The following is a 20472-nucleotide window of genomic DNA, read 5'->3' as shown; positions in this document are numbered from 1 at the left end:
CAAAGGGGTCAGACCCCTTTGCGCGCCATTGTCAGAATTGTTTTGCTAATTCGTCGTGAATATGATTTCCCATATTGTAATCCAGCTTTTTATTAAACCAGATTTCTTCTGATCCAATCGCCTGATCGACTAGCATCATCAGTCCGGTAACGATCTGCAGGCCTTCGTCTTTTGCGATTCTCAAAAATTCTGTTATCAGAGGATTATACACAATATCAGCAGCAGCATTGAATTGTCTGATAACGGAAGCATCTACAGGACTCTCACCGGCATTCGGATACATGCCGACAGGGGTGGTATTGATGAGAATGTCCCCCGCAGGAACCTGATCCAGACGACAGGTGTGTATATAAGGGAACAGGTCTTCCAGATATTGTGTTGCCTCATGGTTGCGGGCGGCGACAGTGATGTTGGAGGCCCCCTCCATGTGGAAACCGTAAATCAGGGCTTTTGCGGCGCCGCCGGACCCGAGGATGACAATATCTTTCCCGGACAGGCTGACCCCGGCCTTTTTAAACATGCTGACTACGCCGATGTAGTCTGTGTTATATCCGTAGAAAAGGCCATCTTTCATAAAAATGGTGTTTACGGCCCCGATTTTCCTGGCATGTGGATCGAGTATGTCCACAAGGCGGTAAGCCACTTCTTTGTAGGGCATGGTTACGTTCATTCCGATGATGTTTTCCTCTTTCATGACGTCCAATATATGAAGGACTTCATTTTCATCCATCTCATATTTCTTGTAGATTCCCCGGATATTCTGTTGTTTCAGTAAGTCATAATGAATCTCGGGGGAAAGGCTGTGCCCTAATTTTTCACCCAGAACCCCGAGACGGAGTATGTTTTCATTTTCTGTATTCATATCAAATCATTCCTGCTGTTTTGAAAAAATCAAGGTTAGTCGGGTAAACATAGCTGTCACCAATGCTATGGAGGAGAACCACATTCAGATGATTATCCAGATTTTTTTTATCCAGTTTTATGGCATCTGTCAGGTCAGACACAGGCAGCCCGCACTGGAAGGGGAGCCCATATGTGTTCAGTACACTTCGTATCCTTTCGGCCTCACCTGGCACGGTAAGTCCGGCTTTCTCAGATAATCTGGTGATCTGGTACATTCCTATAGCAACAGCTTCCCCGTGGCTTTCGCGTTCATAGTGGTAATATTGTTCTATGGTATGCGCCAGTGTGTGTCCAAAATTCAGAAGCATCCGCTCCCCGGTGTCGAACTGGTCATTTTCCACCACGGCACGTTTGATGTCCACGCAGCGGTAAATGATGGAAGAGAGCTGGTCCTTCAAGTCTTCGAAAGAGTGGCGGCTGTTTAATGTCTCAAATAATGCGGCATCCCGGATGCATCCGTATTTGATCACTTCGCCCATGCCGTCGGTAATATAACGTTCCGGCAGCGTATCCAGAACATCCGGATCAATCAGGACAAGTTTTGGATGATAAAAAGCACCGACCAGATTCTTGCCCTGAGGAAGGTCAACGGCCACTTTCCCCCCGACAGAGGAATCAACCTGTGCAAGGAGGGATGTCGGAATCTGTACCAGTTTTACACCCCTCAGGAAGCTGGATGCCGCAAAACCTGCCAGATCGCCTATAACGCCGCCGCCCAGTGCAATCACAAGGTCACTTCGCGTAATCTGGTTCTCCAGCATAGCCGTATATATCAGGGGAAGCGTCTTAAAACTTTTTGTCGTTTCACCATGAGGAAGAACAAGATGGCTGCACGCAAAAGACGGCAGTGCCTGAATCAGTTTCTGTCCATACAGGGGAAAGACATGGTCATCCGAAATAATCATGATCCGCCTTCCACGGAAGACTTGTGTGATATATTGTTCCGCTTTCTCAAGAATTCCAGATTCAATATAAATAGGATAGCTGTTTTTATCTAAATTAACTTTTAATTCCACAAATATTCTCCTTTTTATACAAAACGGTGTTCAAAGGGGTCAGACCCCTTTGCAGAAGGGTCTGACCCCAGTGGCTCCCTGCAAGTTATTTAAACGATTTTTCCGACCACGGAAGCAATTTGTTTGATTTGTTTCAGCAATTGGTCATAATTTGAGGGCTTTAATGACTGGGCCCCATCGCAAAGTGCACTCTCCGGGTCGTTATGTACTTCGACCATGAGTCCGTCGGCCCCGGCTGCCACAGAAGCCTTTGCCATTGGTTCTACGAGCCACCACTTTCCGCCGGCATGACTTGGATCTATGATGACCGGAAGATGGGTCTTCTTTTTCAGGACAGGGATGCACTGTAAGTCCAGAGTATTCCTTGTATAAGTCTCGAAGGTACGGATTCCGCGTTCACAGAGGATGACGTTCTCGTTACCGGATGCCATGATATATTCAGCGGACATAATCCATTCTTCATAGGTTGCATTTAAACCACGTTTCAGAAGGATTGGGCGGTCGAGCTGCCCGAGCTGTTTGAGCAGGTCAAAGTTCTGCATGTTTCTGGCACCGATCTGGATCAGGTCAACCTTCTCGTTGAACACATCCAGATAGTCAGGAGACATCAACTCTGTTACAATAGGAAGACCGACTTCTTCTCTTACTGCACAGAGGATATCAAGACCTTCCATTCCCAGTCCCTGGAAAGAATACGGGCTGGTCCTTGGTTTGAAGGCACCGCCCCTTAACAGATTGGCACCGGATGCTTTTGCCGCTTTTGCGATCTCCAGAACCTGATCATGGGATTCTACAGAGCAGGGGCCCGCAATCAGGGCAAGGTGGTCGCCGCCCACTTTGACGCCGGATACATCAATGATGGAATCCTCCGGGTGAAAAGCGCGGTTGGCAAGTTTGTAAGGTTCCTGCACGTGCATGACCTTGTCGACGGATGCATCGACTTCAAACAGCTTCGCGTCGATTGCGGTTGTATCCCCAATACAGCCGATAATCGTCATCTCCGCGCCTCTGACGATGTGTGTGTCCAGTCCGCGCTTCTTAATCAGGCTTTCTACGCGGTTAACGTTATCTTCCGATGTGTGTGGTTTTAAAACGATGATCATATTTATTTCCTCCCAATCACAATGACTTCGCACTGTAAAATTTTAACTGTTTAAAGTGTGAAAACATATGTATCATAAAACATCCTTCGCAGAATGTCAATAAGTTTGGGGAAATAAAGTAGAAATATTTACCGGTCTCTTCAGCAGTCACCGGAGTAATAGTTTACAACATCTATGTAATCCCTTGGAACCGGGATATCGAGGCAGATTGTTGTGTATCTCTTGTTTTTCTCATGCTCTGACAGCAGGAGCTTCTGGATGCCGTATTTCTTATTGATATCAGTCTTTTTGCCATCCTGCGAGACCATATAGACGGATCCGGTACATGCGTTTACAGTTTCTAAAAATGATTTCATATTAATAATATTCATAATGATCATATTCATATCCTCCTGACCATATCTTTTACTGCAATATCATTATAGTGCATAAAAAAACAGGAAGATATCAAATTACTGTACAATCATATCATTATTCCGCCATTTTCCTGCGGTACTCCATCGGCGTACAGCCCATGCGTTCACGAAAGACCTTTCCGAAATAACTGCTGCTTCCCAGCCCGCAAAGCTGACAGATCAGGGTAACCGGTTCGTCAGTTCCGGCCAGCATATAGCAGGCCCTCTGCATACGGTATTCCAGAATATATTCTGCGGGGGAAGTGTTCAGACAGTTTCTGAAAAGCCGGAAGCACTCGCGCTCACTGATAAAAGCAGCTCCGGCAATTTTTGCGACGGTGATTTTATCAGCATAATGTTCGTGAATAAAAATCAGCATGGCCTTAATCTTATCATTCACTCTGTCCGAATGCATGCTCCTTATACCAGAGTCTATCAGCGGGCGGGCCGTATCAAGCAGCTTACACCACATTTCTGAAAGAATGGTGCGAAGATGCAGCTCATAATCATAGCTCTTCTCGTCCAGCGAAAAAGATCCCTTCAGCATTTCAAGCAGGTGGCTGTGTGCCGGGACCTCTGGTGACAGACGAAAGATTTCCATCTGGGAGGCGGAGGTCAGCGGCAGGACGTATTTCTGGTCAATGCGGCTGCCCTTTGATCCGCTGATCAGAACCGGATCGAATAAATGCAGCAGGGCAGTTACATTTGACTTGCTTCCGACACGGGTCATGTGCAGGACGTTGGAGTTGACGAAACCTCCTGAGCCGGCAGGGAAAAGCGTCTTTCCGCCGGGGCTGTTATATTCCACAGTTCCCTGTTCTACATAAAAAAGTTCGACTTCCTTATGCCAGTGCCACGGAGCAGAACCGCCGATGTAGCGGTCCAGTTCAACACGTGATGCAATATAAGGAAAATCTTCTGAAAAATCAGGGAGAACCTCTTCCTGGCTTCCCGGTTTTAATTCGATCCCCCGAATAATTTTCATAGCCATCCCTCCACGATAAATAAATCAGAAAAATAAGTTATTATAGAAAGAATAATCAATCATCATACGAAAAGCAAGCGAAAGTTGACAATTCCTTTCTACAGGTGTATTTTAAGTACTGTTCACAGGCAAGCCTGTAAACAGTAACACGCCTGCCCATTTAAAGTCGCCTTCGGCGAGGGGCAGGCTTATTGGCTGCTTTACGTTATTCCTCCCAGCCTATCAGCGTAGTGATAGGCTGGGGAGTGAACATTAACATTTTAGTTTCTGTTCGTGAACATAGTCATGTACTATTTTTACGATCCGCCGGCATCATACTTAAATATAAAACGAAAGAGAGTCTGAGGAATGAAAATTATTAAGCAAATCGGTATTATTTTTACAGTCTGCTGGCTGAGTCAGGTCATAGCACATTTCCTGCCGTTTGATTTTCCCGCCAGTGTGATTGGCATGATATTCCTGTTCCTGTGCCTGTTGACAGGGGTGCTGAAGATCAGCCACATTCAGGAAAAATCAGATTTCCTGCTGGGGAATATGGCGTTTTTCTTTGTGCCTGCAGGAGTGAGTATTATGAACTATTTTGACCTGCTTAAAAACAGTGCGGTCAAACTGATTATTATCTGTGTTGTATCAACAGTAATTACATTTGCGGTGACAGCATTCAGCGTCACATTTACAATAAAACTTATGAACAGGAGGAAGAAGTGATGGAAGCTTTATATACGTCCCCCTATTTTGGCGTGGCGCTCAGTGTCATTACCTTCGGGATTGGGGTGAAGCTGCAGCAGAAAACAAAATCAGCTGTCTGCAATCCACTGATTATTGCGATCGTTCTTACCATTGGAGTGCTGCTCGTATTGAGAATTCCTTATGAATCCTACAATAAAGGCGGAGAGATCATCAACATGTTCCTCGCACCGGCCACGGCATGCCTCGCTGTTTCTATCTATACGAAGCTTTCTGTCTTGAAAAAATACTGGCTTCCTATTATAGTAGGATGTATAGCAGGTTCTCTTGCGTCTATGGGAAGCGTATATGTAATGTGCAGACTGTTTCGTCTGGATGAGAGCCTTACGATGTCCATGCTTCCGAAGTCTGTCACGACACCGATTGCGGTCGGCGTGGCGCAGGCCCACGGAGGCGTCATTCCGATTACGGTCGTTGCAGTTATTTTTACAGGCATTCTGGGGAGTATTCTGGCCCCCATGCTTATTCGACTGTTCCGTGTGTCCGACCCGGTGGCGGCCGGCCTGGCAATCGGGGCGTGCAGCCATGCCGTAGGAACGTCGAAAGCGATCGAGATCGGGGAAATAGAGGGTGCAATGAGTGGTCTTGCAATCGGCATCTGCGGGATCGTGACGGTTCTGCTCTCCATGTTCATCTGACGATGCCGCGGGGAAAATCCTTTCCCCGGATATCATCGGGTACAGGTATTGTAAAAGCAGGTTTCTAGGAAAAGATTAGGGGGAAAATATTTTGAAGAAGGATACTTCACATACGATTAAGAGGGCGCAGCGTTTTCCTGTGATTCTGATTAGTGAGGGGCTTCTGGTAGGCGCGGTCGGCGGCCTGATTGTGCTGTTGTATCGCGTTGCACTGACTTATGCAGGAATCTGGCTGGAAAAGATTCTTTCCTATGTGAGAGGGAACCCGCTGCGTATTGCGGCGTGGTTTGCGGTACTCATGCTGATGGCATTCATTGTGGGACGGCTCGTAAAATGGGAACCGATGATCTCGGGTAGTGGAATTCCGCAGGTAGAGGGGGAAGTAACAGGGAAACTGGCCCAGAACTGGAAAAAAGTGCTTCCGGCAAAGTTTATCGGTGGTTTTTTATGTCTGTTCGGCGGACTGTCCCTGGGACGGGAAGGCCCGTCTATCCAGCTTGGGGCGATGACCGGGCAGGGAATCTCCAGACTGCTTGACCGGGGGAAGACGGAGGAAAAATACCTGATGACATGCGGCGCCAGTGCAGGACTGGCAGCGGCCTTCCACGCGCCGCTCGCCGGGATGATGTTTGCACTGGAGGAGATCCATAAAGGGTTCTCGATGTCCATCCTGATCTCCGTCATGACGGCGTCTGTGACAGCAGATTATATCTCATCCTATATCATTGGTCTGGACCCGGTGTTCCAGTTTAGGCTTGACTATGTGCTGCCGCAGAGTTATTACTGGATGCTGATCCTTCTGGGAGCCATACTGGGAGTCATGGGGGCATTTTATAACTGGGCCATGTTAAAGGCGCAGGACCTGTATAAAAAGCCGAAATTCCTGAATGAAACAACCCGGCTGATGATCGCGTTTGCCGCGGCAGGGGTGCTGGGGCTTCTCATGCCGTCTGTTTTAGGCAGCGGGCACGAACTGATCGTTTCACTCACGAATGGGGAGATGGTTATGGGACTGGTTGTCCTGACTTTTATTGTAAAATTCATTTTTTCGGCGGTCAGTTTCGGTTCCGGCGCACCGGGCGGTATTTTCTTCCCACTGCTTATTCTTGGGGCTATGATCGGCGGTATTTTTGCCATGACAGGGGTACAGTTTTTCGGTCTGGACCCGGTATACATCAATAATTTTGTACTGCTCGCGATGGCAGGATATTTTACGGCCATCGTGCGTGCCCCGATCACGGGGATTATTCTCCTGTTTGAGATGTCCGGTTCGGTCAGCCAGATGCTTTCACTTGCGATTGTGTCGGTTACCGCATATATTATCGCGACACTGCTGAAGTCGGAGCCGATCTACGAGAGCCTGCTCGACAGGATCCTGAAGAGCCATAAAAAGAATCAGGCAGGCGTCAAAGGGTCCAGCCAGAAGGTATTGAGCAATTTTGTCATCATGAATGGTTCCGTACTGGAAGAAAAAATGGTACAGGACATTACATGGCCGGATAACTGCCTTCTTGTTGCGCTTGAGCGCGGCGGAAAAGAGCTGATACCGAAGGGCAGGACGAAGCTGATGGCGGGGGATACGCTGACAACGATGACAGATGAAAGAGATGCCGGATATGTGCATGACAAAATGGAAAAGTTATGTTATACTTCATTTTAGAATAACTGTAACTGTCCAGAATTATGAACAGCTGCAGACTAACTACAGAATTTGAAGGAGCTAGGACATATGAAAAGAGTATTGTTAAAGCTGAGTGGAGAAGCACTTGCAGGAGATAAGAAGACAGGCTTTGATGAGGCTACCTGCATTGATGTTGCGAAGCAGGTAAAACAGCTTGCCGATGAAGGAATTCAGGTAGCGGTTGTGACCGGCGGGGGCAACTTCTGGAGAGGGCGCACGAGTGAGACAATAGACCGCACGAAGGCGGACCAGATCGGGATGCTTGCCACGGTTATGAACTGTATTTATGTATCAGATATATTCAGGCATGTGGGAATGAAGACAGAGGTTTTCACACCATTTGTATGCGGTGCATTTACATCTCTGTTTTCCAAGGACGCAGCGGTGGCTGCGATGGAAGAGGGAAAGGTTATCTTTTTTGCAGGAGGGACGGGACATCCGTATTTTTCAACAGATACAGGCGCCGTGCTCCGCGCAATCGAGATAGAGGCAGATGCCATGCTTCTTGCTAAGGCGATCGATGGAATCTATGACAGTGATCCAAAGGTAAACCCGGAAGCTAAGAAGTATGATGAGATCTCCATTCAGGAAGTCATTGACCAGAAACTTGCGGCAGTGGATCTGACCGCATCTATTCTCTGTATGGAGAACAAGATGCCGATGCTGGTATTTGGGCTGAATGAAGAGAACAGTATCGCAGAGACAATGAGTGGGACATTCACAGGGACAAAAGTGACAGTATAAGGAGGATATAAGACATGGATGAAAGATTAAACGTATATGAAGAGAAGATGACTAAGACACTGGCAAGTCTGGAGAGCGAACTGGTTACGATCCGGGCCGGACGCGCCAATCCGCACGTACTTGACAAGCTGGTAGTTGACTATTACGGATCACCGACACCGATCCAGCAGGTAGCCAATATTTCTGTACCCGAGGCGCGCCTGATCCAGATTCAGCCGTGGGAAAAGAGCCTGTTAAAGGCAATCGAGAAAGCAATCAATATGTCTGATATCGGGATCAACCCGACGAACGACGGTTCCACGATCAGACTGGTATTCCCGGAACTGACTGAGGAACGCAGAAAAGAACTTGTAAAAGACGTTAAGAAAAAAGGGGAGGCAGCCAAGGTTGCAGTCCGCAACATCCGCCGCGACGGTAATGAAGCCTTTAAGAAGCTCAAAGGCAGCGAGGTTTCCGAAGACGCGATCAAGGATATGGAAGATTCCCTTCAGAAGATGACTGATAAGTTTATCGAAAAGGTTGACAAGGCAATCGAAGCAAAATCCAAAGAAGTACTTACTGTTTAGAGAGTAGTCAGAGAATAAGAGGGGCTTGTAATATGCAGCCCCTCTTTTGCTCTTTGAAAAAACATACAGTTTTAGGAGGATATATCAATGAATGTACCGCAGCATGTGGCAATCATACTGGACGGCAACGGCCGGTGGGCAAAGTCCAAGGGGATGCCGAGAAATTACGGTCATGCACAGGGCAGCAAGAATGTAGAGCGCATCTGTGAGGAGGCATGGCGGATGGGGATTAAATATCTGACTGTCTATGCTTTTTCGACAGAGAACTGGAACCGTCCGAAAAGTGAAGTGGATGCTCTTATGAAACTGCTCCGCAATTATATGAAGACCTGTCTGAAGACTGCAGAGAAGAATGACATGAAAATCCGTGTAATCGGGGATGTTACTGCATTGGATGATGACATTAAGGGAAGAATAAAGGAACTGGAAGAAGCGAGTAAAGATAACGGCGGACTGAATTTTACAATTGCGATTAATTATGGAAGCCGTGATGAGATGATACGCGCAGTCAGGAATCTGGCACAGGACTGTGCTGATGGAAAGGTGGATCCGGCGGGCATCGATGAGGCGCTTTATGAGACGTATCTGGATACCCACGGGATTCCGGACCCGGACCTGCTGATCAGGACGAGCGGGGAACTCAGGCTTTCCAACTTCCTTCTCTGGCAGCTGGCCTACTCGGAATTTTATTTTACAGATGTTCTGTGGCCGGATTTCACAAAAGAGGAATTGGTCAAAGCTATCGGGCAGTATAATAGCAGAGACAGACGTTACGGAGGGATAAAGGAGGAACGGGATGTTTAAGACACGGTTATTGAGTGGGATACTTCTGGTGATCATTGCTCTTTTTACAGTTATTTCCGGCGGCAGCATCCTTTTTGCGACATTGTTCATCATCAGTCTGATCGGAATGTCAGAACTGTACAAGGTTTTTGATATCCATACAAAAGCACCGGGAATCTGTGGTTATCTGTTTGCGGCGGCATACTATGCGCTCATTTTTCTGAAGCCCGTCCTGCCGGAGACGACAGACTGGTTTTTGCTGCTGTTCATGGCGTTTTTAATCTGCATGATGGGAGTCCTTGTATTTTCTTATCCGAAGTACCGGACAGAACAGATACTGGCCGCATTTTTCGGGTTGTTCTACGTGGCAGTGATGCTGTCCTATATTTACCAGACAAGGATACTTCCGGGAGGCGTCTTTACCGTATGGCTGGTATTCATCTGCTCCTGGGGCTGTGATACCTGTGCATACTGCGTGGGGATGCTCATTGGGAAACATAAGATGGCTCCGAAGTTAAGCCCGAAGAAATCCATTGAGGGCGGTATCGGCGGTATCGCGGGGGCGGCTCTTCTGGGAGTGCTCTATGCGCTGGCTATCAATAAGTGGGGGAATGCCGGAGCCGGTATTGTAAGATATGCCATCATCGGGGCGGCCGGCGGCGCGATCTCACAGGTTGGGGATCTGGCGGCATCCTCGATCAAGAGGTTCCACGATATTAAAGATTACGGAAAACTGATACCGGGACACGGCGGTATTCTGGACAGATTTGACAGCGTAATATTTACGGCGCCGATCATTTACTATCTGGCAGTGCTGCTGTAGAAGACAAGAGAGGTTTTTGAGATGAAAAAGATAGCAATACTTGGCTCCACAGGTTCCATCGGAACCCAGACACTGGAGGTTGTAAGGGAGAACGGGGATATCGAGGTGACTGCGCTGGCTGCGGGAAGCAACATTGCACTTCTGGAACAGCAGATCCGGGAATTTTCCCCGAAGCTTGCGGCGGTATGGTCCGAGGAGAAGGCTCTGGAGCTGAAAGAGAAAGTCCGCGATCTGGACGTGAAGGTCTTATCCGGTATGGACGGACTTCTTGAAACTGCAGTGCAGCCGGATGCGGAGATTCTTGTGACGGCGATCGTGGGGATGATCGGGATACTGCCGACCATTGAAGCAATCAAGGCAAAAAAGGATATCGCGCTGGCGAATAAGGAAACACTGGTTACGGCCGGTCATATCATTATGCCGCTTGCAAGGGAGTATGGTTCGGCCATACTGCCCGTGGACAGCGAACACAGTGCCATCTTCCAGTCCCTGCAGGGCGGACAGAGGAAAGCGCTGCACAAGATTCTGCTCACGGCATCGGGCGGTCCATTCCGGGGGAAGACAAGGGAAGAACTTGAAAACATTCAGGTTGAGGATGCACTGAAGCATCCGAACTGGGAGATGGGACGGAAGATTACGATTGACTCATCTACAATGGTCAACAAAGGGCTGGAAGTGATTGAGGCAAAGTGGCTCTTTGATGTGTCTGTCGACCAGGTGGAAGTGGTAGTTCAGCCGCAGAGTATCATCCATTCGATGGTGGAATACGAGGACGGGGCAATCATAGCCGAGCTGGGAACGCCGGATATGAAGCTTCCGATACAATATGCACTTTATTATCCCGAGAGGAGATACCTGCCGGGTGACAGGCTGGATTTTTCAAGTCTCTCACAGATTACGTTTGAAAAGCCGGATATGGATACATTTTACGGCCTGAAGCTGGCATTTGAAGCGGGCAGACGGGGAGGTTCACTTCCAACTGTGCTCAATGCCGCTAATGAAAAAGCCGTGGCTATGTTTCTGGACAGGAAGATCCGCTACCTGCAGATTCCTGAAATTATCGGGACTTGTATGGAACATCATAAAATAATTGAGAATCCGTCCGTGGAAGAGATACTAAATACAGAACAGGAAACATATGAATTTATTAAAAACAGGTGGTAGTTTATGGGTATAATCTTAGCAATACTTTTGTTCAGTGCGATTATTATATTCCATGAGCTGGGGCATTTTACCCTGGCAAAGTTAAATGGAATACGCGTGGACGAATTTTCACTGGGACTTGGTCCTACAATCATAGGAAGGGAAATCGGGGGGACAAAGTTTTCATTGAAGCTTCTGCCGTTTGGCGGGGCGTGCATGATGGGTGAAGATGATGTGGATGACCAGTCGGAAGGCAGCTTTAATACGAAGTCTGTCTGGGCCAGAATCTCTGTTATCGCGGCAGGCCCTGTATTCAACTTCATCATGGCCCTGGTATTTTCCATTATCATGGTCGCATGGATCGGATATGATGCACCTGTACTGTCAGGGGTGGATGAAGGGTATTCGGCGATGGAACAGGGAATGAAGGAAGGGGACGTCATTACTGAGATGAACGGTAAGAGCATCCACCTCTGGAAGGAAGTGACCCTGTTTAATCTGATGAATGGAGACAGCGATTCAGTTACTGTAACTTACGAAAGAGACGGTCAGGAACATACTGTCACAGTGGAACCAAGGCAGCTGGAGGGTGATGCTAATAAGAGGCTCGGAATCCGGGGGACCGGAGAGTATACCAAAGCTGGTTTCCTGAAATCCGTGCAGTACGGGGCGTATACGCTGCGCTACTGGGTGGACTATACGTTTGATTGTCTGAAGTTGCTTGTGACGGGTCAGGTGGGCATTAAGCAGATGTCGGGCCCTGTGGGGATCGTCAACGTGGTGGATGGAATCTATAAAGAATCCGCCCCGGCAGGCTGGCAGGCCGTGGTGCTGAACCTTCTGAACATCGCGATTCTGCTGTCAGCCAACTTAGGGGTTATGAACCTGCTCCCACTCCCGGCGCTGGACGGCGGAAGGCTTGTGTTCCTTTTTGTGGAAGCTGTGCGTCGCAAAAGAGTGCCCCCCGAGAAAGAGGGTATGGTACATTTTGCGGGATTTGCACTGCTGATGATACTCATGGTTGTAGTTATGTTTAATGATATCCGGAACCTTTTCTGATGAAAGGGCTCCGGATTGTTTGAATTTGTAATCATGGGAAGGGATTCTGCATATATATAATAGAAATGATTTTTGCGAGGAAATCTATGACTTCTATAAAAGCAATGCAGAATAACGCCGTAGATAAAGGACGTCTGCAGATCAATGTGACATCGGACATTACATCTTTTCCTGTATCGGGTGCTAGTATCACGATATCATATACAGGAGTGCCGGACAGTACACTAGAACAGCTGAGCACGGATGCATCGGGTCAGACAGAAGAAGTGGAACTGGCTACGCCGCCGCTTGAATACAGTCTGAATCCATCTATTGAAGAGATGCCATATGCCGAATACACATTTGATGTCAGCGCACCGGGATTTGAACCAGTCAGTATATCAGGCGCAGAGCTTCTGCCGGAAGTGAAGGCAATACAGAATGTAAGGCTGCGTCCGAGCGAACAGCAGCAAAATGAGGAAGTGTTCGTGATTCCCGCACATACCCTGTACGGAGAGTATCCGCCGAAGATAGCGGAGGAGGAGATCAAGCCGATCAATGAGACCGGGGAGATCGTGCTGAGCAGGGTCGTTGTGCCTGAATATATTGTTGTCCACGACGGATCTCCGAGAGACACCACGGCACAGAACTATTATGTAAAATATAAGGACTATATTAAAAATGTCGCATCCAGTGAGATCTACGCAACCTGGCCCGCCGATACCATACGGGCAAACGTGCTGGCTATTATGTCCTTTACATTGAACCGCGTATACACGGAGTGGTACAGGAACAAAGGATACGATTTTACAATTACATCTTCTACTGCATTCGACCACAAATGGATACCCGAAAGAAACGTATTTGATACGATTTCCGTGATTGTAGATGAGTTATTTGCCGACTATCTGTCCCGCCCAAATGTAAGACAGCCGATTCTGACACAGTACTGTGACGGCCGGAGGGTAAGTTGTCCAAACTGGATGACACAATGGGGTTCAAAAGCCCTTGGTGACCAGGGGTATACCCCGATCGAAATTCTCAGATACTATTACGGGGACGACATGTACATCAACACCGCCCAGGAGATATCCGGAATCCCGTCATCATGGCCGGGATATACCCTTGAGATAGGATCCAGCGGCGATAAAGTAAGACAAATGCAGGAACAGTTAAATGTCATAGCAGGGGCATACCCCGCAATTCCGAAAATAGAGGCCGACGGAATATACGGCCCGGCAACGGCAGCATCCGTAGAAGTATTTCAGTCCGTATTCGGATTACCACAGACAGGAACAGTTGATTACCGGACATGGTACAAAATATCTGAGATATACGTTGGAGTATCAAGAATAGCAGAATTAGTGTAAAAGAGTGTTATGGCTTCTTAAACACAACTAAGAAAAAACCTGAAAACGGAACATTTTCAAATCATCCGTTTTCAGGTTTTTTAAATTACACGGCCTGAACATGCGGGAACGTATTACTCACCGCCAGGCCCCTCCCTTGGCGGCACTTCATCAGGAATGATATTCTTCAGACCATTCTTCCCGGGCAGGTCAATCTCCGGAATATTATCATCATCGTATACATTCGCTTCTGTAGCCTTGGAGGGCAGTTTGATTTCTCTCATAATCATTCACCTTACCTTTTTCATATATTGTGTACAAAAGCAGTGTGAATATGTATAAAAGGGTGAAAAAGTAAAACGATAGTCCTATTTTGCCAAAGAATAAAGCTGCAGAAAATTCTCTCGTTCACTCTTATTCATCCTGACAAATTCTGTGAAATCTACATCTACATAATACATGGGCTGTTCACAGCAAAGAGCGTGCGATTTATTATTAGTATAGTGGTATTTCTTGCATTTTATACAATAAAATACATGCATCATTGGTATCACCCCCTCACAGTATAATAACATAAAAATAACAGAGAGGAAATTAAAAAGTTGTTAAGAAAGGTGGATAATTGACACATTATAGAGAATAAAAAGTGGAAAAATAATAAAAAACTACAAATGGGTACACCACTGAAAGCGTTCTGGTACACCACAAAACTCAATTAGGGACGTAGTAAACTTGAACTTTATTACGTCCTGAACTATAATGATTGCAGGCAGCGTTTTGTTGCGGTGAAGGCGGGGGTCCGGGAAGGGGTAAATATATGGCGAGAAGAAGGAAGAGAAGGAAATGGCCGGTGTTTCTGGCCATATTGATGGTAGTTTGTATTTTTGCGGGCTTGGGGGGAGTTGTAAAGAGGCTTCTCCCGGACATTTTTGCATCTACAGGGGAAGTGATCCAGACGGTCAGGGAGAAGGCATCTGGGACGGCGGGGGTGCCTTTTGAGGAGGTCAGTGTCCAGGATGAGGATGTTTCAGGCGGGTATTATTACCGGCAGTTGAATGAAGAGGAACAGGCGCTGTATAAAGAGCTGTACCAGGGGCTGATGGATACTTCGGATGTGATATATATGCACACCCCGGATATGGAGGCAGTCAAGACGGTCAGCCGGTACATCCTGTGTGATATGCCCCAGCTGTTCTGGTGCAGCGGGGAGATGCAGATGACAGGTTACGAGGCGTATTCCGAGGTCCGGCCGGTCTATACTTATACGGGCGGGGAAAAGGACCAGAAGCAGGCGGAAATAGATTCGGCAGTGCAGGAATGTTTTACGGGGATCAGCGGGGACATGTCTGAATATGATAAGATCAAATATGTTTTCGAGTATCTCGTGAACACGGTGGATTATAATCTGGATGCTCCGGATAACCAGACGATTTACAGCTCACTGGCAGGCAAATCGTCTGTCTGCGCCGGGTATTCCCGGGGGGCCCAGTACCTGCTTAATAGGCTTGGCATAGAATGTATTTATGTAACAGGAAATATCCCGGGTCAGGGCGCACATGCATGGAATATCGTGAATTGCGGCGGGCAATACTATCAAATGGATGTTACTTTCGGAGACCCTGTTTTTATCGAGGCTGAGGGTGGCAAAGCGCCCCCGGAGCAGAGCATTAATTATGATTATCTGTGCTGCAGCGATGCGGAGATCATGAAGAACCATACGGCGGATACTTTTGTCACATACCCCCAGTGCAATTCGATGGATTTAAATTATTACAGACTGAACGGCATGTATTATGAAACATTTGACCCGGACCAGCTCCTTTTGGACATGAATAATTCTATCTATAATATGGAGAGTTCTTTTACCTGTAAGTTTGCCAGCGACAGTCTCTATGAGGAGGCGCATGACATGGTTCTGGATGACTTGGTGAAGAGGGCCGTGCAGAACCTGCTGGATTATTACGGGCTGGTGTCTGTACAGTATACGTATATCGAGGATGCGGTAATGGACAAAATAACAATTTACTGGAATTATGAATAGCACGCAGGAACGTTACTGTGCGCGCCCGCAGGGCGTGAACAGTAACGCAGGAACAGCATGGAAATAATCCACGTAAAAAAAATGTTGAAATATGATTTGAATTGTAGTATAATCTTTACAATTTGAGCACATGGGCGCTCTGGACACAAGAAGACTCCACGAGTGCCTTTGTTTTGTAAAATATGAAGGGAATAGGTGAACATATGAAAGCGTTTCTGATATTAGAAGACGGAACCGTGTTTACAGGAATAAGCATAGGTTCGAAGAGAGAGATGATTAGTGAAATCGTGTTTAATACCTCTATGACTGGGTATTTGGAAGTACTGACCGACCCTTCTTACGCGGGACAGGCAGTCGTCATGACCTATCCGCTGATTGGGAATTACGGGATTACGCCCGACATGGAATCTAAAAAAGCATGGCCGGATGGTTATATTGTAAGAGAATTATCCCGTGTGCCGAGCAACTTCCGCTGTGAAGGTACGATACAGGATTTTCTTGAGAAGCAGGACATTCCGGGAATTGCAGATGTAGATACCCGTGCACTCACCAAGATACTGAGAGAAAAGGGTACCATGAATGGGATGATCACGACGAATGAGAATTATGACCTGAAAGAGATCCTTCCGAGATTGAAGGCCTACAAGGTAGGGGATGTTGTTTCCAAAGTGACATGTTCTGAGAAATATGTTCTCGAAGGAAACGGGAAAAAAGTTGCTCTCCTTGATTTAGGCGCAAAGAATAACATTGCCAGCTCTTTAAATAAACGTGGTTGCGAAGTGACTGTTTATCCGGCCCGCACAACTGCTGAAGAAATCATTTCAGCTAATCCTGACGGTATTATGCTTTCGAATGGTCCCGGAGACCCTGCCGACTGCATTTCTATTATCGAAGAAATCAAGAAATTATACAATACAGATATTCCTGTTTTTGCTATTTGTCTGGGACATCAGCTGATGGCTCTTGCTACGGGTGCGTCCACACATAAGCTGAAGTATGGACACAGGGGAGGAAACCACCCGGTGAAAGACCTGAAGACAAACCGCGTGTATATTTCATCCCAGAACCACGGATATGTCGTGGATACAGACAGTGTGGATGAGAATGTGGCCGTGCCGGCATTCACCAATGTAAATGACGGGACAAATGAAGGCCTGGAATATCTGGGAAAGAATATCTTTACCGTACAGTTCCATCCGGAGGCATGCCCGGGACCGCAGGATTCAGGGTACCTTTTTGACAGATTCATAGAAATGATGGGAGGAACGAAATAATGCCAAGAGATAAAAATATAAAGAAAGTATTAGTCATCGGTTCCGGTCCGATTATTATCGGACAGGCGGCAGAATTTGATTACGCCGGAACACAGGCGTGCCGTTCCCTGAAAGAAGAGGGAATCGAGGTTGTTCTTCTGAACTCCAACCCGGCTACCATCATGACGGATAAGGACATCGCCGACCGTGTATATATCGAACCGCTTACCGTAGAAGTTGTGGAACAGCTGATTAAAAAAGAAAAGCCTGACAGCGTGCTCCCGACACTCGGGGGACAGGCAGGCCTGAACCTTGCTATGGAGCTGGATGAGGCAGGATTTTTTAAAGAAAATAATGTACGCCTGATCGGAACAACATCAGAGACGATCAAGAAGGCCGAAGACCGTCTGGAATTCAAAGCGACAATGGAGAAGATCGGCGAGCCTGTTGCAGCCTCTCTGGTCGTGGAAAATGTCGAGGACGGCCTTACATTTGCAAATGAGATTGGCTATCCGGTCGTACTGCGTCCTGCCTATACATTAGGAGGAAGCGGCGGCGGTATCGCAGACAACTCTGAACAGCTGGTAGAGATCCTTTCAAACGGACTCCGCCTCTCACGCGTGGGACAGGTTCTGGTAGAGCGCTGCATCGCCGGCTGGAAGGAAATCGAGTATGAAGTGATGCGTGATTCCAATGGAAACTGCATTACCGTTTGTAATATGGAAAATATTGACCCGGTCGGTGTACACACAGGGGACAGTATCGTTGTGGCCCCGTCCCAGACACTGGGGGATAAAGAGTACCAGATGCTGCGTACGTCCGCACTGAACATCATCAGCGAGCTGAATATCACCGGTGGGTGTAACGTACAATATGCACTTCACCCGGAGAGTTTCGAATACTGTGTCATCGAGGTAAACCCCCGTGTAAGCCGTTCCTCCGCACTGGCATCCAAGGCGACAGGTTATCCGATTGCGAAAGTAGCGGCAAAGATTGCACTGGGATACACGCTGGATGAAATCAAAAACGCGATTACCGGAAAGACATACGCAAGCTTTGAGCCGATGCTGGATTACTGTGTTGTCAAGATCCCGAGGCTTCCATTCGATAAATTTATCAGTGCCAAGAGGACACTGACCACACAGATGAAAGCGACAGGGGAAGTCATGAGTATCTGTGACAACTTCGAGGGCGCATTGATGAAGGCTATCCGATCACTGGAACAGCATGTGGACAGCCTGATGTCATATGATTTCACAGGTCTGAGTGTGGATGGATTGACAGAGGAGCTTGCGATTGTGGATGATATGCGAATCTGGAGAATCGCGGAGGCACTGCGCCGTGGCATCAGCTATGAGACCATTCACGCTATCACGAAGATTGATAACTGGTTTATTGATAAATTAGCCATCCTTGTGGAAATGGAACAGGCCCTGAAAACGCAGGAGCTTACTCCGGAGCTTTTAAAACAGGCGAAGAAGATCGAATTCCCGGACAATGTGATTGCACAACTGACCGGAAAAACAGAGACGCAGATACACAACATGCGCCATGAAAACGGAATCGTGGCTGCTTATAAGATGGTAGACACCTGTGCGGCAGAATTCGCGGCAGCGACACCTTATTACTATTCCGTATATGGAAGAGAGAATGAGGTAGAAGAGACAAGGGACAGGAAGAAGGTGCTTGTACTTGGTTCAGGCCCGATCCGCATCGGCCAGGGAATCGAGTTCGATTTCTGTTCCGTTCACTGTACATGGGCATTTTCGAAAGAAGGTTATGAGACGATCATCGTAAATAATAATCCGGAGACCGTGAGCACTGATTTCGATATCGCTGATAAGCTGTACTTTGAGCCATTGACACCGGAAGATGTCAAGAGCATTGTGGATCTGGAAAAACCGGACGGCGCGGTAGTGCAGTTCGGCGGGCAGACAGCGATCAAGCTGACAGAGAGCCTGATGAAGATGGGCGTTCCGATCCTCGGGACCTCTGCCGAAAATGTAGACAAGGCAGAGGACAGGGAGCTGTTCGATGAGATTCTGGAAGAGTGTCAGATCCCGCGTCCGACAGGCGGAACCGTATATACGGCTGAGGAGGCAAAGGAAGTTGCAAACAGGCTGGGCTATCCGGTACTGGTAAGGCCGTCCTACGTACTTGGCGGTCAGGGAATGCAGATTGCCATCAATGACCATGATATTGATGAATTTATCGGAATCATTAACAGAATTGCACAGGATCATCCGATCCTCGTAGATAAATACCTGCAGGGCAAAGAGATCGAAGTAGATGCCGTATGCGATGGCGAAGACATCCTGATTCCGGGAATCATGGAACACATCGAGCGTGCAGGAATCCATTCCGGTGACAGCATTTCCGTGTATCCGGCACAGAGCTTAAGCAGTGCGGCAAAAGAAAAAATCGCCGAATACACAAGAAGGCTTGCAAAGTCCCTCCACGTGGTCGGACTGATCAATATCCAGTTCATCGTATGCGGGGAAGAGGATGTATACGTGATCGAAGTAAACCCACGTTCCAGCCGTACTGTGCCTTACATCAGCAAGGTGACGGGAATCCCGATCGTACCGCTTGCGACGAAGGTGATTATCGGAAGTAAGATCAGGGATCTGGGATATACACCGGGACTTCAGAGGGAAGCAGATTATGTGGCGGTCAAGATGCCTGTATTCTCCTTTGAGAAGATCCGCGGTGCAGACATCAGTCTCGGACCGGAGATGAAATCAACGGGAGAATGCTTAGGTATCGCAAAGACGTTCGACGAAGCACTATATAAGGCATTCTTAGGAGCAGGAATTAACCTGCCAAAATACAAGAACATGATCATGACCGTGCGTGATGAAGACAAGCCAGAGGCTGTGGAGATCGGACGCAGATTCGAAAAGATCGGGTACCGTATTTTCGCTACGAAGAGTACTGCCAAAGCTTTGAATGAGGGCGGAGTCAAGGCGATTCCGGTCCGCAAGATCGAACAGGAATCCCCGAACCTGCTTGATTTGATCTTAGGACATGAGATCGATCTTGTCATCGACACACCGGCACAGGGCGCGGAACATTCAAGAGACGGATTCGTGATCCGCAGAAATGCAATCGAGACAGGTGTAAATGTACTGACTGCAATGGATACGGCAAGGGCACTGATTACAAGTCTGGAGAATACAGATATCCAAAAACTGACCCTGATTGATATTGCTACCGTACAATAATAAGCAAAAAGATCATGAAGCTGACAGATAAAAAGAAGAC

Annotated in this window: 19 protein-coding genes; 13 read left to right on the top strand and 6 right to left on the bottom strand. The window is 47.6% G+C overall.

The window, feature by feature from the left end; translation table 11 throughout:
* Positions 1–31: 31 nt before the first annotated feature.
* From aroE to DWX43_RS14295, 5 genes are all read right to left on the bottom strand, one after another.
* On the bottom strand, positions 32–862 hold the full coding sequence (gene aroE / locus DWX43_RS14315) for a shikimate dehydrogenase (RefSeq protein WP_118620756.1): 831 nt from the start codon (positions 860–862) through the stop codon (positions 32–34).
* Between the two features lies 1 nt (position 863).
* A complete protein-coding gene (gene aroB / locus DWX43_RS14310) occupies positions 864–1919 on the bottom strand; it encodes a 3-dehydroquinate synthase (protein WP_118620755.1) in 1056 nt (351 codons plus the stop codon).
* 89 nt (positions 1920–2008) lie between these two features.
* Positions 2009–3022, bottom strand: a complete 1014-nt coding sequence (gene aroF / locus DWX43_RS14305; protein ID WP_109731596.1) for a 3-deoxy-7-phosphoheptulonate synthase — start codon at positions 3020–3022, stop codon at positions 2009–2011.
* 140 nt (positions 3023–3162) lie between these two features.
* Positions 3163–3402, bottom strand: coding sequence for a ribonuclease HII (locus DWX43_RS14300; RefSeq protein WP_109731597.1), 240 nt, complete (start codon positions 3400–3402; stop codon positions 3163–3165).
* A gap of 91 nt (positions 3403–3493) precedes the next feature.
* The gene (locus tag DWX43_RS14295) at positions 3494–4402 is read right to left on the bottom strand and encodes an AraC family transcriptional regulator (RefSeq protein ID WP_109731598.1); all 909 of its coding nucleotides are present in this window, start codon (positions 4400–4402) and stop codon (positions 3494–3496) included.
* 348 nt (positions 4403–4750) lie between these two features.
* Here DWX43_RS14295 and DWX43_RS14290 point away from each other — a divergent pair, with 348 nt between their 5' ends.
* From DWX43_RS14290 to DWX43_RS14245, 10 genes are all read left to right on the top strand, one after another.
* Positions 4751–5110, top strand: coding sequence for a CidA/LrgA family protein (locus DWX43_RS14290; protein WP_118620754.1), 360 nt, complete (start codon positions 4751–4753; stop codon positions 5108–5110).
* Positions 5110–5787, top strand: coding sequence for an LrgB family protein (locus DWX43_RS14285; RefSeq protein ID WP_118620753.1), 678 nt, complete (start codon positions 5110–5112; stop codon positions 5785–5787). The genes DWX43_RS14290 and DWX43_RS14285 overlap by 1 nt, the downstream gene beginning before the upstream one ends.
* 91 nt (positions 5788–5878) lie before the next feature.
* Positions 5879–7447 (top strand): ClC family H(+)/Cl(-) exchange transporter, encoded by a 1569-nt coding sequence (locus DWX43_RS14280; RefSeq protein WP_118620752.1) that lies wholly within the window; start codon positions 5879–5881, stop codon positions 7445–7447.
* Between the two features lie 69 nt (positions 7448–7516).
* Entirely contained in the window at positions 7517–8212 is a 696-nt protein-coding gene (gene pyrH, locus DWX43_RS14275; RefSeq protein WP_109731602.1) for a UMP kinase, read from the top strand.
* Between the two features lie 14 nt (positions 8213–8226).
* The gene (gene frr, locus DWX43_RS14270) at positions 8227–8778 is read left to right on the top strand and encodes a ribosome recycling factor (RefSeq protein WP_118620751.1); all 552 of its coding nucleotides are present in this window, start codon (positions 8227–8229) and stop codon (positions 8776–8778) included.
* 87 nt (positions 8779–8865) lie between these two features.
* A complete protein-coding gene (locus DWX43_RS14265; protein ID WP_118620750.1) occupies positions 8866–9582 on the top strand; it encodes an isoprenyl transferase in 717 nt (238 codons plus the stop codon).
* Complete coding sequence (locus DWX43_RS14260) at positions 9575–10384, top strand: phosphatidate cytidylyltransferase (protein ID WP_118620749.1); 810 nt, start codon at positions 9575–9577, stop codon at positions 10382–10384. The genes DWX43_RS14265 and DWX43_RS14260 overlap by 8 nt, the downstream gene beginning before the upstream one ends.
* Before the next feature lie 21 nt (positions 10385–10405).
* Positions 10406–11548 carry a 1-deoxy-D-xylulose-5-phosphate reductoisomerase gene (gene dxr, locus DWX43_RS14255; protein WP_118620748.1) on the top strand — a complete coding sequence of 381 codons (1143 nt, stop codon included), beginning with the start codon at positions 10406–10408 and terminating at the stop codon, positions 11546–11548.
* A 3-nt stretch (positions 11549–11551) separates the two neighbouring features.
* Positions 11552–12586 carry an RIP metalloprotease RseP gene (gene rseP, locus DWX43_RS14250; RefSeq protein ID WP_109731607.1) on the top strand — a complete coding sequence of 345 codons (1035 nt, stop codon included), beginning with the start codon at positions 11552–11554 and terminating at the stop codon, positions 12584–12586.
* 86 nt (positions 12587–12672) lie between these two features.
* The gene (locus tag DWX43_RS14245; protein ID WP_118620747.1) at positions 12673–13935 is read left to right on the top strand and encodes a peptidoglycan-binding protein; all 1263 of its coding nucleotides are present in this window, start codon (positions 12673–12675) and stop codon (positions 13933–13935) included.
* A gap of 113 nt (positions 13936–14048) precedes the next feature.
* On the opposite strand, the gene DWX43_RS26985 is transcribed toward DWX43_RS14245, so the two are convergent.
* Positions 14049–14198 (bottom strand): hypothetical protein, encoded by a 150-nt coding sequence (locus tag DWX43_RS26985; protein WP_181368702.1) that lies wholly within the window; start codon positions 14196–14198, stop codon positions 14049–14051.
* A gap of 533 nt (positions 14199–14731) precedes the next feature.
* Between DWX43_RS26985 and DWX43_RS14240 the strand changes: the two genes are divergently transcribed.
* The 3 genes from DWX43_RS14240 to carB all read left to right on the top strand — a co-directional run bounded on the left by DWX43_RS14240 (position 14732) and on the right by carB (position 20432).
* Positions 14732–15955 carry a transglutaminase domain-containing protein gene (locus DWX43_RS14240; protein WP_118620746.1) on the top strand — a complete coding sequence of 408 codons (1224 nt, stop codon included), beginning with the start codon at positions 14732–14734 and terminating at the stop codon, positions 15953–15955.
* A 203-nt stretch (positions 15956–16158) separates the two neighbouring features.
* Positions 16159–17229 (top strand): carbamoyl phosphate synthase small subunit, encoded by a 1071-nt coding sequence (locus DWX43_RS14235; RefSeq protein WP_118620767.1) that lies wholly within the window; start codon positions 16159–16161, stop codon positions 17227–17229.
* Positions 17229–20432: a carbamoyl-phosphate synthase large subunit gene (carB, locus tag DWX43_RS14230; RefSeq protein WP_118620745.1), complete on the top strand. Its 3204-nt coding sequence runs from the start codon at positions 17229–17231 to the stop codon at positions 20430–20432. Before DWX43_RS14235 ends, carB begins: the two co-directional genes overlap by 1 nt.
* Positions 20433–20472: the final 40 nt, after the last annotated feature.

The organism is Clostridium sp. AF19-22AC, assembly GCF_003479085.1.
Lineage (GTDB): Bacteria > Bacillota > Clostridia > Lachnospirales > Lachnospiraceae > Faecalicatena_A > Faecalicatena_A orotica.
This window is presented reverse-complemented; position numbering and strand designations above follow the sequence as displayed.

Coding starts and splice junctions, on each gene's coding strand:
- aroE (WP_118620756.1), bottom strand. CDS start 862: ATGAATACAGAAAATGAAAACATACTCCGTCTCGGGGTTCTGGGTGAA.
- aroF (WP_109731596.1), bottom strand. CDS start 3,022: ATGATCATCGTTTTAAAACCACACACATCGGAAGATAACGTTAACCGC.
- DWX43_RS14300 (WP_109731597.1), bottom strand. CDS start 3,402: ATGATCATTATGAATATTATTAATATGAAATCATTTTTAGAAACTGTA.
- DWX43_RS14295 (WP_109731598.1), bottom strand. CDS start 4,402: ATGAAAATTATTCGGGGGATCGAATTAAAACCGGGAAGCCAGGAAGAG.
- DWX43_RS14290 (WP_118620754.1), top strand. CDS start 4,751: ATGAAAATTATTAAGCAAATCGGTATTATTTTTACAGTCTGCTGGCTG.
- DWX43_RS14285 (WP_118620753.1), top strand. CDS start 5,110: ATGGAAGCTTTATATACGTCCCCCTATTTTGGCGTGGCGCTCAGTGTC.
- pyrH (WP_109731602.1), top strand. CDS start 7,517: ATGAAAAGAGTATTGTTAAAGCTGAGTGGAGAAGCACTTGCAGGAGAT.
- frr (WP_118620751.1), top strand. CDS start 8,227: ATGGATGAAAGATTAAACGTATATGAAGAGAAGATGACTAAGACACTG.
- DWX43_RS14265 (WP_118620750.1), top strand. CDS start 8,866: ATGAATGTACCGCAGCATGTGGCAATCATACTGGACGGCAACGGCCGG.
- DWX43_RS14260 (WP_118620749.1), top strand. CDS start 9,575: ATGTTTAAGACACGGTTATTGAGTGGGATACTTCTGGTGATCATTGCT.
- dxr (WP_118620748.1), top strand. CDS start 10,406: ATGAAAAAGATAGCAATACTTGGCTCCACAGGTTCCATCGGAACCCAG.
- rseP (WP_109731607.1), top strand. CDS start 11,552: ATGGGTATAATCTTAGCAATACTTTTGTTCAGTGCGATTATTATATTC.
- DWX43_RS14245 (WP_118620747.1), top strand. CDS start 12,673: ATGACTTCTATAAAAGCAATGCAGAATAACGCCGTAGATAAAGGACGT.
- DWX43_RS26985 (WP_181368702.1), bottom strand. CDS start 14,198: ATGAGAGAAATCAAACTGCCCTCCAAGGCTACAGAAGCGAATGTATAC.
- DWX43_RS14240 (WP_118620746.1), top strand. CDS start 14,732: ATGGCGAGAAGAAGGAAGAGAAGGAAATGGCCGGTGTTTCTGGCCATA.
- DWX43_RS14235 (WP_118620767.1), top strand. CDS start 16,159: ATGAAAGCGTTTCTGATATTAGAAGACGGAACCGTGTTTACAGGAATA.
- carB (WP_118620745.1), top strand. CDS start 17,229: ATGCCAAGAGATAAAAATATAAAGAAAGTATTAGTCATCGGTTCCGGT.